This window comes from Priestia megaterium (assembly GCF_041941685.1).
Lineage (GTDB): Bacteria > Bacillota > Bacilli > Bacillales > Bacillaceae_H > Priestia > Priestia megaterium_C.
In genome coordinates, this window is sequence record NZ_CP130958.1 from 1,542,880 (window position 1) to 1,555,404 (window position 12,525).

Annotated in this window: 10 protein-coding genes; 9 read left to right on the forward strand and 1 reads right to left on the reverse strand. The window is 39.2% G+C overall.

Annotation, left to right across the window (positions count from 1 at the left end):
* Positions 1-77: 77 nt before the first annotated feature.
* Positions 78-1,592 carry a glucose-6-phosphate dehydrogenase gene (gene zwf / locus Q5794_RS08075; RefSeq protein WP_374988960.1) on the reverse strand — a complete coding sequence of 505 codons (1,515 nt, stop codon included), beginning with the start codon at positions 1,590-1,592 and terminating at the stop codon, positions 78-80.
* Between the two features lie 164 nt (positions 1,593-1,756).
* On the opposite strand from zwf, the gene Q5794_RS08080 reads away from it, so the two are divergent.
* The 9 genes from Q5794_RS08080 to Q5794_RS08120 all read left to right on the forward strand — a co-directional run bounded on the left by Q5794_RS08080 (position 1,757) and on the right by Q5794_RS08120 (position 12,443).
* A complete protein-coding gene (locus Q5794_RS08080) occupies positions 1,757-2,122 on the forward strand; it encodes a helix-turn-helix domain-containing protein (RefSeq protein ID WP_013056244.1) in 366 nt (121 codons plus the stop codon).
* A 201-nt stretch (positions 2,123-2,323) separates the two neighbouring features.
* Positions 2,324-2,965, forward strand: coding sequence for a 3-hexulose-6-phosphate synthase (hxlA, locus tag Q5794_RS08085; protein ID WP_013056245.1), 642 nt, complete (start codon positions 2,324-2,326; stop codon positions 2,963-2,965).
* 363 nt (positions 2,966-3,328) lie between these two features.
* Positions 3,329-5,752, forward strand: a complete 2,424-nt coding sequence (locus tag Q5794_RS08090) for an FAD-dependent oxidoreductase (RefSeq protein ID WP_374989205.1) — start codon at positions 3,329-3,331, stop codon at positions 5,750-5,752.
* A 30-nt stretch (positions 5,753-5,782) separates the two neighbouring features.
* Complete coding sequence (gene solA / locus Q5794_RS08095) at positions 5,783-6,943, forward strand: N-methyl-L-tryptophan oxidase (RefSeq protein WP_075420542.1); 1,161 nt, start codon at positions 5,783-5,785, stop codon at positions 6,941-6,943.
* Positions 6,944-7,009: 66 nt separating this feature from the next.
* Complete coding sequence (locus tag Q5794_RS08100; RefSeq protein ID WP_214985765.1) at positions 7,010-8,158, forward strand: SRPBCC family protein; 1,149 nt, start codon at positions 7,010-7,012, stop codon at positions 8,156-8,158.
* Between the two features lie 80 nt (positions 8,159-8,238).
* Positions 8,239-9,492 carry a glycine betaine/L-proline ABC transporter ATP-binding protein gene (locus Q5794_RS08105; RefSeq protein WP_214985767.1) on the forward strand — a complete coding sequence of 418 codons (1,254 nt, stop codon included), beginning with the start codon at positions 8,239-8,241 and terminating at the stop codon, positions 9,490-9,492.
* Between the two features lie 2 nt (positions 9,493-9,494).
* Positions 9,495-10,358, forward strand: a complete 864-nt coding sequence (locus Q5794_RS08110; protein WP_214985769.1) for a proline/glycine betaine ABC transporter permease — start codon at positions 9,495-9,497, stop codon at positions 10,356-10,358.
* A gap of 21 nt (positions 10,359-10,379) precedes the next feature.
* Positions 10,380-11,261: a glycine betaine ABC transporter substrate-binding protein gene (locus tag Q5794_RS08115; RefSeq protein WP_374988961.1), complete on the forward strand. Its 882-nt coding sequence runs from the start codon at positions 10,380-10,382 to the stop codon at positions 11,259-11,261.
* A gap of 129 nt (positions 11,262-11,390) precedes the next feature.
* Complete coding sequence (locus Q5794_RS08120; protein ID WP_374988962.1) at positions 11,391-12,443, forward strand: pyruvate kinase; 1,053 nt, start codon at positions 11,391-11,393, stop codon at positions 12,441-12,443.
* Positions 12,444-12,525: the final 82 nt, after the last annotated feature.

The window sequence follows — 12,525 nt, forward strand, 5'->3', positions numbered from 1 at the left end:
ATCTCCATTCTTCGTTCGGATCTTACTTCAAATAAAATGCTTTTACTCCAGCCTCTTTTTAACGAGATTAAAAGTAATCACCACCACTTAAACCCGTCGTCTTCTAACAATTGATTTGAAGCCGCTGGTCCCATTGTACCCGCAGGATAAAAATGAAGAGGAAAGCGTTCATCATTAAAAACTTCTAAAATAGGTTGCACCCATTTCCAAGATAATTCAACTTCTTCCCAATGAGCAAAAAATGTGGAGTCTCCCTGTAAAGCATCAAATAACAGCAGTTCATAAGCTTCGGGTACTTCTTTTTGATTTGTTGAGAAATTGATAAAAATAGGTTCGATTTTATTGTCATTCAAAGGGTTTTTGCTGTTTAATTGCAGTGAGATACCTTCATTTGGGCTGATTTCGACAACCAAAAGGTTAGGAATAACTTCTTCATCTGTATAAACATCCTTTAAAGGATGTTTAAATTCAATGACGATACGCGTGCATTTTTTACTCATTCTTTTTCCTGTGCGAAGATAGAAGGGCACTCCTTTCCAAAGCTCATGATCAATCCATACCCGGACTGCTATAAATGTGTCATTAACGGAAGCAGCATTGATGCCGGGCTCATCTTTATATCCTATAACGGAACGATTTTGGATTTTTCCCGCTTCGTATTGACCTCTTATGACGTTGGAATGGATAAAATCTTTTTGTAGAGGGCGAAGGCTTTTCATAATTTTTATCTTTTGTTGGCGAGTTTTTGCGATGTTAAGTGTCTTTGGGAGTTGCATGGCAGTCATCATAAGCATTTGAAGCATATGGTTTTGGAACATATCCCTAATTGCACCGGACTGATCATAGTAATGCGCTCTTTCTTCTACACCAACTGTTTCACTAGCTGTAATTTGGACATTTGCAACGTAGTGATGATTCCATAGTGCTTGTAAAATAGGGTTTGCAGATGCTAGAGCCCCCAAATTTTGAATCATTGGTTTTCCCAGATAGTGGTCGATACGATAAATCTCTTCTTCATTGAACGTTTCAGTAAGCTTTTGATTTAACAGTTGAGCAGATTGTAAATCGTGTCCGAAAGGCTTTTCGATAATAAGACGTTTCCAGCCTTTTGTAGATCCCAATCCGCCGCTATTTATATTTGAAGCAATAACGTCTACAAATTCAGGAGCCACTGATAAATAGAAAAGACGATTTTCAGGAATATTTAATTCTGCTTCGCCTTCTTGAATAGCATGCAGCAACTGGTCATATCCATTACTATTGGTAACATCCATTTTATGATAGCGAACTGTCTTAAGAAATTCTTTTATCTTGGATTCACCTTGGCTAAAGCGCCTTGAAAAAGTCTTTACTGATTCTTCTACATATATTTGAAAGGCATCATCAGACCAGTTGCTTCTACCCGTACCAACAATAGAAAAGGAAGAAGGCAGCTTTTTATCTAAAAATAAATTATATAACGCAGGAAAAATTTTTCTTTTAGCTAAATCTCCTGTTGCTCCAAATAAGATAAAGGTCATGGAATCCACTTCTAACGCTTGTGGTGAATGATACTTGAGACAATTATCACGTGAACGAGCTACACTGCCCAATTAATCTCCTCCTTTATTTTAACGGTCTATTGCAGTGAATATAGTCTTTTACCACCTTTACAGATTACAGTATAGCAGGTACAATTTTCCTTTATAAGTAGACACTTTATTTTCATATAGTGTCTAAAACTATACTATTACGCATAAAAAGGGAGGAAAAAGGATTGAGCAGACTTTTTAGCAAAACGTTTAACTGTGAAAAGGAATTAACGTTAACGATTATTGGAGGCAAGTGGAAAATGTTGATTATGTGGCACCTAGGAAAAGAAGGGACGAAACGATTTGGGGAGTTAAAGTCCATGATGCCGGGAATTACTCAGCGAATGTTAGTAAGTCAGCTGCGAGAATTAGAAGAAGATCAAATCGTTCACCGAAAAGTCTATCCGGTTGTCCCTCCAAAAGTTGAATATTCCTTGACTGAACACGGGAGAAGCTTGATGCCCATCCTTGAGAGCATGGATGAGTGGGGAAAAAATTATATGGAAACCGTTATAGAGCCTGAAATGAATAATTCCAGCCATATGGGTTAAAATCTTTTGTTGAAAAGGATAAAACCACCCTTATTATTCAGAATTTTCTAAAATAAATACGAATGATACGCTGCATTGAAGCGTCCATAGTATATTTTTAGTGACTATATGTTTTAAAAGTGCCTACTTTTTTTTTGAAAGTAACGGTTTTACAATGAATTCATGCTAGACAACCCCATTTAATGAAGGAGTGAAGTAGGTATGGAACTTCAATTAGCATTGGATCTTGTAAATATTTCAGAGGCAAAAGAAGTAGTGCAGGAGGTTCAAGAGTATATCGATATTGTAGAAATTGGAACTCCAGTTGTGATTAACGAAGGGCTAAAAGCAGTCAAAGAAATCAAGGAAGCCTTTCCGTCTTTAAAGGTATTAGCTGATTTGAAAATTATGGATGCAGGTGCTTATGAAGTAATGAAAGCTTCTGAAGCGGGGGCTAGTATTATTACCATTCTTGGCGCTACTGATGATTCGACTATAAAAGGCGCTGTAGAAGAGGCCAAAAAACAAGGAACACAAATTCTTGTTGATATGATTAATGTAAAAAACCTTGAACAACGTGCAAAAGAAGTCGATGCACTCGGTGTTGACTATATTTGTGTACACACAGGGTATGATCTTCAAGCTGAAGGAGAAACCCCGTTCGAGCAGCTTCAAACGATTAAACGAGTTGTGAAAAATGCCAAAACAGCGGTGGCAGGAGGCATTAAACTGAATACACTTCCTGAAGTTGTGCAGTCACAGCCTGATCTTGTGATTGTAGGCGGGGGCATTACAAGTGAAAAAGACAAAAGAAACGTTGCAGAAGAAATGAAAAAAGTAGTCAAACAAGCAACTTTGGTCTAAAAATAAGCAAAAGTATTTAAGCCTTCAAAATCAATTAATCGGTAAATGGTTTAAAAAGAAGATAGCTAAGTTATTTTAGCTATCTTCTTTCCGTCATTTTTAGTATAACCATTCATTGATAAGAGTCATTTTGACAGATAGATAGTTTCTTTAAAATTCGTTATTTGAAAGAAAAAGACGGCGGTTTTTCTGGGATTTTAAAGTTAAGAAAGCGTTACCCGAACATTAGAGGAAGAAAGTGCAAAAAAAATCTATGTCACACTTTTTAACAAAATACTTTTAAAATTATTAATATTAAAAATATAATTAACTATCGACAATATTTAACATCTTTAAACCAAAAAAGGAGGGAGATATGAAGTGATGGAACATAAGAGGATAGTAGTGATAGGAGCTGGAATTGTCGGGTGCAGCATTGCCTACTATTTAAGTAAAATGGGGCGAAGAAACATAACAGTGATTGAGCAAGGCCCTTTGTTTGAAACGGGAGGATCTACTTCTCACGCTCCGGGGCTTGTATTTCAGCTTAGCTTTTCAAAAATCCTGACAACACTAGCTTCTCAAACAGTTGAGATCTTTAAAGAGTTGAGTACAGATGAACAGCGCTCTTTTTACCCGGTCGGCAGTTTAGAAGTTGCCCGAACATCCGAGCGATTAGAAGACCTAAAGAGAAAGGCTGGTGTTGCCAGCTCATGGGGAATCGAAGCTTTTCTTCTTTCACCGCAGGAATGCGCGGAAAAAAATTCGCTGATTTGTCCTGATCGTATTTGCGGAGGTCTCTATGTTCCGTCAGACGGTATTGCCAAACCTTTGCATGCCGTTGATAAAATGACTCGTTTTTCTAAAGAGTGCGGAGTAGAATTTTACGGTCATACAGAAGTGACGAATATCGAAGTGACAAATGGTCAAGTAAAAGCAGTGTACACGAGCGCTGGAAAATTTGAAGCAGATGTAATCGTGTGCTGTGCCGGGTTTTGGGGACCTCGCATAGGAGAAATGGTCGGTGTAACGATTCCTCTTCAGCCAATGGCTCATCAATATGTGTTTACAAATGATTTACTTGAATTAAACGGAGAAACGGAAGAAGCCGCGACTCCTCTTATTCGAGATCAGGATAATGCAATTTATTTTCGTCAGGTAGAGAAAGGGCTTGGGATTGGATCATATCAGCATGAGCCGTTTCCAGTCGAACTCAGTGACATTACAAAATACGGAGAAACAAAAGAAATGCCTTCTGTTAAACCTTTTACACCAAAAGATTTTGAAAAACCGTGGGAAGATGCATTGGAATTAATTCCGGCATTAAAACAAGCAGGAATAAAAAAAGGAATGAACGGCATTTTTTCCTTCACACCTGATGGGATGCCGCTGCTTGGCGAATCACAAGCAGTAGGGGGATTTTGGGTAGCCGAAGCCATATGGGTAACGCACTCTGCAGGTGTCGCTAGGCAAATGGCTGAATGGATGATGAATGGTGCACCGACTGTGGATTTGGAGCTATGCGATATTAATCGTTTCGATACGTATGCATGCAGCCCTGTTTATTACAAACAGCGGTCTATTGAAGAGTATGAAGAGGTTTATAGCATTCACCATCCATTTATGCAGCGAAAAGTATCGCGAAACATGCGCGTAAGTCCATTTTATATGCGTCAGCAAGAACTAAAAGCGTATTTTAACGAAAAAGCAGGGTGGGAGCAGCCGCAGTGGTATGAAGCTAACTATCCGCTTATATCCACATATGAAAAGAGAATGGTAATAAGAAAGGGGTGGTCTGCTGAATATTGGTCACCGATTATCGAGGCTGAACAGTTGCATACTCGTCAGTACGCAGCGATTTACGATACAACGGCAGCAAAGAAAAGGTTGGAAATTAAAGGGAAAGGAGCTCTCGAGTTTTTACAGAAGCTAACGACAGGAAATATAGACATTACAGTAGGTCAAAGCATACGTACGTGTATATTGCATGAGCGAGGCGGCATAAAAGATCAAATAACGGTTATTCGCAAAAATATATCCACTTTCTTGATTGTTTGTACGGGAGCTGTAGAAGCAAGCTGGATTCAAAAACACGTGCCTCAAAACGGTCAAGTTGTTTTTCAAGATGTAACGTCAGGGACATGCAGTATAGCATTAATTGGTCCTAAAGCTACAGGAGTAATGAAGTCCGTGGTCCAACGCTCAGACCTTAGCAGCACTTGGATTGAAGGGCAAGCGAAAACCCTGTTTATTGAAAATAGTTCAGTTCTTGCTCTGCGTGATTCCTACGGGGGGATGGAGAGCTGGGAGTTGATTACGACTTCTGATCAAGGCCTGAATTTATGGGATTTATTAATTGAACAAGGACAGCCTTATCAGCTGATTGCTGCGGGAGACCGAGCTCTTGAAAACCTTCGAATTGAATCTTTTTCGTTAAAAAGCGGGAAAGACTTTTGGAGCGAGCATCATCCATATGAAGTTAACCTTCATGAAATGGTTGATTTAACAAAACCAGTTTTTATTGGAAAAGAAGCATTGCTTGATCGTCAGCGAAAAGATTCTGAAACAGTATTAGCGACGCTCATATTAGATGATCCTTCAGCGATAGTAATGGGATATGAACCGGTCTTTTACGGAGAAACAGTCCTCGGATTTGTGACAAGTGCCGGATATTCATACAGCTTAGGAAAAGGAATTGTACACACTTTATTATCTCAAGCTGTAAATGAAGAAATGGTTTTAGAAGTTGAATACTTTGGTCAGCGTTATAAAGCAACAATGATGACACACTCCCCAGCGGTAGTTTAATTGATCAATCGAAAGACAGGAGGAATGCAGATGTCAACACATTATGATGTCATTATTATCGGATTAGGAGCTATGGGGAGTACGGCTGCTTATCAGCTCGCCAAAAAAGGTCAGCGGGTATTGGGGTTAGAACAATACGGTCCCGCTCATGACCTAGGATCGAGTCACGGCGGTTCTAGAATCATTCGACAGTCGTATTTTGAAGACCCTGCTTACGTTCCATTATTGCTTCGCGCTTACGAATTATGGAATGAAATTGAAAGAGAAAGCGGTCAAGAAATTCTTACGGTTACCGGTGGACTTATGATGGGACCTCCTGATAGCTTGACGGTTTCTGGAAGCATCGAAAGCTCTAAACAGTGGAATCTTGCGTATGAGATTCTAGAAGCAAAGGATATTTACAAACGGTTTCCGGCGTTTACACCTTCACCTGCTACGGTTGCTCTATATGAAGAAAGAGCTGGATTCGTTAGGCCGGAAGCGAGCGTATATACTCACCTTCTTCAAGCAGAAAAGTACGGAGCTGAGCTTCATTTTTTTGAGGAAGTGGTGTCGTGGGAAGCTCATCCTTCTGGTGAAGGCGTGCGCGTTGTAACAGCTAATGGAATATATGAAGCTGGAAAAATCATTATTTCTGCAGGCGCTTGGGCACCCGATTTATTACGGGATTTAGGTGTTAGTTTACAAGTAGAGCGTCATGTGCAAATGTTTTTTGAACCAACACAAGGAATAGATGTTTTTTCAGTGGGAAAACAGCCGATTTATATTTGGGAAGCAGATGATTATGTACAGTTGTATGGTTTCCCTTCTTTTGGATTAAAGGCTGAAGGAGCAAAAGTGGCGTTTTTCCGAAAAGGAACAGCGTGTACGCCGGAAACGATTGATCGAAATATATATGAAGACGAAGTGAACATGATGCGGCACTATCTAGCTCAAGGTATTCCGCAGCTTAACGGTCGATTTTTACAAGGGAAAACGTGCATGTATACCAATACACCAGACGAACATTTTGTCATTTCACTGCATCCTGAATATCCTCAAGTAGCGATTGCAGCGGGATTTTCTGGACATGGTTTTAAGTTTGCAAGTGTAGTAGGAGAGATTTTAGCAGATTTAGTGATAGAGGGAAAAACCAACCACCCAATTGATTTGTTTACTCCGCAGCGATTTGCGGCGAATAAAATAGTATAAATCGTCGTCAGCTCTTACGAATGGTTCTATTTAAATGTTTCTAAAGAAGCGAAGGAGGAATAGTAGATGGTTATGGAACATGGTTTAGAGAATGATAATGGGAGACTTGAGCCCACGTTGAAAGGAGAGCTGTATACATCTTCGGACATTTTTAAGTTAGAAAAAGATCATATATTTTCTAAATCATGGAGTTTAGTTGCTTTTGAATACGAAATAGCAGAACCAGGACAATATATTACGACGAGAGTTGAAGGCGAAAATATTTTAATTACTAGAGGAAAAGATCACGTGCTGCGTGGATTCTTGAACGTATGTCGGCATCGAGGAGCTAAGCTGTGCAGCCAAGCATCCGGTAAAGCAGGTGTCATTCGCTGTCCATATCATTCGTGGAGCTATAGCTTAGATGGTGATTTGGTAGGTGTTCCTAACACAAGCCACTGTCGAGAAGAACTCGTGCATAACGAAAATTACGGGCTAACATCCGTTCACATTGAAGTGTGGCACGGCATGGTTTGGGTTAATTTATCAGACAATCCTATGTCTGTTGAATATCAGCTAGACACACAAATTTTTGATCGTTTTGGAGAACTTTATACGTTTGCTAGATATGAAATTCAAAACTTGAAATCCGCTCATCGTGAAGAATATGAAGTCGAGGCAAACTGGAAGCTTATTGTAGAAAATTTTCAAGAATGCTATCACTGTTCCTCTATTCACCCTGAACTTACGGCAACGCTGCCTGAGTTTCGTTCGGGAGTCGGCACTCAAAGTTCAGTGGGAGGCGGAGCTAAGTTTGGCAAGGAATTAGAAGCTTTTTCAATCAGCGGGAAAGGAAGCCGTCCTATGTTAAAAGGGCTGCTTCCTGAAGATGACCGCACGTATTTTGGCATTACCGTTCTGCCGCTTGTATTTATCAATTTAACACCGGATCACGTTATTATTCATCGTATTATTCCAATTAGTGCGAAAAAGTCTAAAGTGATTTGTGAATGGTTATTCGACCCAGAAGAAATGGCTAAGCCTGATTTTGACCCAAAAGATGCGGTGGAACTGTTTCACCGCGTAAATTTACAAGACTTTGAAGCGTGTGAGTGGTGTCAAGAAAATATGAGCTCAAAATCTTATAAAGAAGGAGGTATTTTAGTACCTATCGAACAGCACGTTTCTCATTTTTACAATTATGTATTGGAAGCAATCGGTATGAAGGTCGAATAGTAAGTAGAAGTGGTCTGACACGTTACCTTGAGGTGTCAGACCACCTCTAACAATCTACTTTAAAATAAGGGGGAAATAAATTGAGTACAAGCTCTAAACTAACAGAACCCATTATCCGCGTTACCGATGTTTCAAAAGTATTTGGTCGCCAAAAAGAACAGGCTCTTAAGCTACGAGAAGCTGGAGAAAGTAAATATGAAGTCGAACAAGCTACTAAGACAACCGTTGCTATTTACAATGCTCATTTCGAAGTGAAAAAGGGAGAAACCTTTGTGTTAATTGGATTATCAGGAAGCGGGAAATCTACTTTACTTCGATGCTTGAACGGGCTTATAGAACCGACAGAAGGGACGGTATATCTAGAAAACACAGATATTTCTCATATGCCAAAAAGACAGCTTCAGGAAGTCCGAAGAAATAAAATTGGGATGGTCTTTCAAAATGTGGGCCTCCTTCCAAACCGCACTGTGATTGACAACATTACATTCGGTCTAGAGATACAAGGTGTATCAGCAAACGAAAGAGAAAAGCGAGGGAAAAAGGCGCTCGAAATGGTGGGCTTAAATGGACAAGCATATAAAAGAATTTATGAATTATCAGGAGGTATGCAGCAGCGGGTTGGACTAGCGAGAGCTCTTGCTTCTGAACAGGAGATTTTGCTGATGGATGAGCCTTTTTCAGCTTTAGATCCTCTTATTCGAAGAGATATGCAAAAGCTATTTCTTGATATTCAGGGAGAAGTACAAAAAACAGTTATTTTTGTGACGCATGATTTGGATGAAGCATTAACTTTAGGCCACCGGGCTGCCGTGATGAAAGACGGGGAAATTGTACAGCTTGGAACCGCTGAAGATATTTTAAGACAGCCGGCAACTGATTATGTAAAGCTGCTTGTTCAAGACGTTAATTACGGCAAAATTCGCCTTGCTAAAGACGCGGTGGTTCCAGTAGAAACGGCTGCCTATGAGTATGAATCACCGCAAGTCGTATTAAGAAGAATGAGAACCAATCATTTATCTACTATTTTTGTTCTTGATAGTGCTGACCGCTTATTGGGCTTAATGAGCATTTATACGGTGATGGAGCTGATAGAAGCTTATAAGCATGATTTAAAAGGAGAAAAAATGATACAGCCGCATTGTGTTAATCCGAATATGTCTTTACAAGAAATGATTCCTTTATTTACAGACAGTCATTCGCCTGTAGTCATTGTTGATAATCATCATCGCCTACAAGGTATGATTTCTCCAAACACTCTTATTGCAAATCTCACTGAACGTACTGCAGTGACCGAGCAACAAGAAGTTAAGTCATATCAAATGGAGGTTCGATAAATATGATGGTAAATTCCGCCACGATTCCTCGTATCCCTTTAGATAAATGGGCAAACTCATTTGTTGATTACATGATTGATAGTTTTTCAGGTGTATTTACTGGAATCAACCAGATAATGACCAGCTTAATAAGCAGTCTCGAATGGGTATTGACCGCTTCTCCTCCGCTAGTAACGGTCGTTGTTTTTGCTCTATTAGCGCTATGGTTAACAGATTGGAAGATAGCTGTATTTACGTGTTTTGGTTTACTTCTTATTATTAGCTTGAATTTATGGGAAGCATCGATGCTGACCTTATCTCTCGTTTTAGCTTCTACTATTATCTCACTTCTATTTGGCGTTCCTTTAGGCATATTATCACACCGTTTTAACAAAGTTGGAGCAGTGATAAAGCCCATTCTTGATATTATGCAAACAATGCCTGCTTTTGTTTACTTAATTCCGTCCGTACTTTTATTTGGATTAGGGAATGTTACAGCTCTTATTGCTACTTTTATTTTCGCAATGCCGCCTGCCGTTCGTCTGACGCTGCTTGGACTTCAGCAAGTTCCCCAAACCACTTTAGAAGCGGCAGAAGCTTTTGGAGCGACGGAATGGCAAAAATTAATTAAAGTCCAGCTGCCGCTCGCTTTGCCTATGATTATGTCGGGTGTAAACCAGGTTATTATGCTATCTCTTTCGATGGTTGTTATTTCTTCAATGGTCGGTGCAGGGGGCTTGGGTGCTGAGGTATTAAGAAGCATCAGTATGTTGGATGTAGGCTTAGGATTTATCGGTGGGATTGCAGTTGTCATTATTGCCGTTATTTTAGATCGTCTGACGCACCTTTCTACTCAAAAAAGAGAAGGTATTCAATCAAGTAAATAAAATGAATAAAGGTGGGAGTATATGAAACAATCAAAAAAAATTTCTTTTATTATGCTAACAATCGTCATTATGCTGCTTGTCTCCGCATGTGGCAATAGCAATACGGCAAGCAGCACGACGACTAAAAAAGAAATTACAATTGGATACATACCATGGGACGAAGCCGTAGCTGTTACGTTTCTATGGAAGGAATTATTAGAGGAAAAAGGTTATAAAGTTAAAGCAGTTCAAAGCGACGTAGCTCCGCTTTTCTCAGGAGTTGCTCAAGGAAACATTGATTTATTTTTGGATGTATGGATGCCGACCACCCATAGTTCTTACATGAAAAGATTTGGAAAACAAGTTGACGTGCTCGGTACTTGGTATGATCAAGCAGATAGCGGACTGGCCGTTCCCGACTACGTAGACGCGCAGTCACTAGCTGATTTAAAAAATAAGAAAGATGAGTTTAACGGAAAGATTATTAGTATTGAAGCAGGATCTGGAATAAACGGTCTTACTAAAGATCATGCGATGCCAAGCTATGGGTTAACAGACTGGAATTTAGTAGAAAGCAGCACAGCCGCCATGTTATCGGAATTAGATAAAGCCATTGTTAATAAAGAACCCATTGTTGTTACGTTATGGCGCCCGCACTGGGCTTTTGAAAAGTATAATCTCAGATACTTAAAAGATCCCAAAAATACGATGAATCCAACTGGACCTGAAAAAATACAGTCGATTAGCAAAAAGACATTTAAAGAAGATTATCCAGAAGCAGCAAAGTGGCTGAAAGATTTTTCTATTAGTGCCGATCAACTAGCATCTTTAGAATCAGAAATTAACAGTGCAAAAGACGAAACAAAAGGTGTGAAAAACTGGATTTCTAAAAATAAAAAAGTGACGGAAAGCTGGGTAAAGTAATAAAAGGGCTGTCTCTTAGGCAAGTTATTGACTAAGAGACATTTTTTTGTGGTGATATACCTATTTTTGTATAAAGCTTATCTCTTTTATGGAAATGGGCATCCTACATTAAAAGGATGGTGAAAGGCAGTGGCAATCGATAGAATCTGTACAATTGGACCTGCTAGTAATAAAAAAGATGTACTAGAGAGACTGTTGGAAAAAGGAATGACAATTGCTCGGCTGAATTTATCTCATGGGTCGCATGAAAGTCATAAAACAATTATAGATACGTTAAGGTCTTTAAATTCCTCTATTCAAATTTTAGGAGATTTACAAGGTCCTAAAATTAGACTTGGAGTGACAAAGTCAAAAGAAGTAGTGTTAAAAGAAGGCGCATCGTTTATTTTATATACAGAGCAGATGTCAGGAAATGAAAAAGGAGCCAGCGTTGACTATAAGGATATCGTGAAGGATGTTCAAACAGGAAGCAAAATCTTAGTGAATGACGGTCAAGTAGAACTGGTTGTTGAAAGAGTAGAAGAAGATACACTTGTCACAAAGGTAAAAAAGGGCGGATCTATTTCGTCTCATAAACGAGTAAATTTGCCAGGTGCGCGCGTCCGTTTAACAGCCATTACTGACAAAGATAAAAAAGACATCGTATTCTTATTGAAAGAAAAAGTAGATTTTCTTGCTTGTTCGTTCGTAAGAACCCCTGAACATTTAAAAGACATTAAAGATTTTATCCATTTAAAACATCTAAATACACCAAAGCTGATTGCGAAAGTGGAAACAATGGAAGCTATAGAAAATTTCAAGAAAATATGTGAAGAAGGCGATGGAATTATGATTGCACGAGGAGATTTAGGAGTAGAGCTGCCTTATGAATGGATTCCTTTGCTCCAAAAAACATTAATCCATGAATGCAGGATGCAAAACAAGTATGTGATCACAGCGACACAAATGCTTCAATCAATGGTGAGCAGCGCAATTCCTACAAGGGCTGAGGTGACAGATGTGTTTCAGGCAGTACTTGATGGCACGAATGCAGTGATGCTTTCTGCTGAAACTGCTGCTGGAAAATATCCGATCGAAAGTATAGAAGCACTTTATAAAATATCGCATTTTGCTGAAACGCTTCAAAATAAAAATGTTGCGAGTCTCTCAGAGATTTTCGCAATGTTAAAGAGCTCGAGATAAAAAGTACAGCAAGTAGATATGTAAGTTTAAAAAATATATTTAAATTAAAAAAAGTGGCACCGTTTTCTACTATCCAAGTACA

What these genes read in the sequence shown, in the direction of transcription:
- hxlA (WP_013056245.1), top strand. Translation starts at nt 2,324, where the DNA reads ATGGAACTTCAATTAGCATTGGATCTTGTAAATATTTCAGAGGCAAAA.
- Q5794_RS08090 (WP_374989205.1), top strand. Translation starts at nt 3,329, where the DNA reads ATGGAACATAAGAGGATAGTAGTGATAGGAGCTGGAATTGTCGGGTGC.
- solA (WP_075420542.1), top strand. Translation starts at nt 5,783, where the DNA reads ATGTCAACACATTATGATGTCATTATTATCGGATTAGGAGCTATGGGG.
- Q5794_RS08100 (WP_214985765.1), top strand. Translation starts at nt 7,010, where the DNA reads ATGGTTATGGAACATGGTTTAGAGAATGATAATGGGAGACTTGAGCCC.
- Q5794_RS08110 (WP_214985769.1), top strand. Translation starts at nt 9,495, where the DNA reads ATGATGGTAAATTCCGCCACGATTCCTCGTATCCCTTTAGATAAATGG.
- Q5794_RS08115 (WP_374988961.1), top strand. Translation starts at nt 10,380, where the DNA reads ATGAAACAATCAAAAAAAATTTCTTTTATTATGCTAACAATCGTCATT.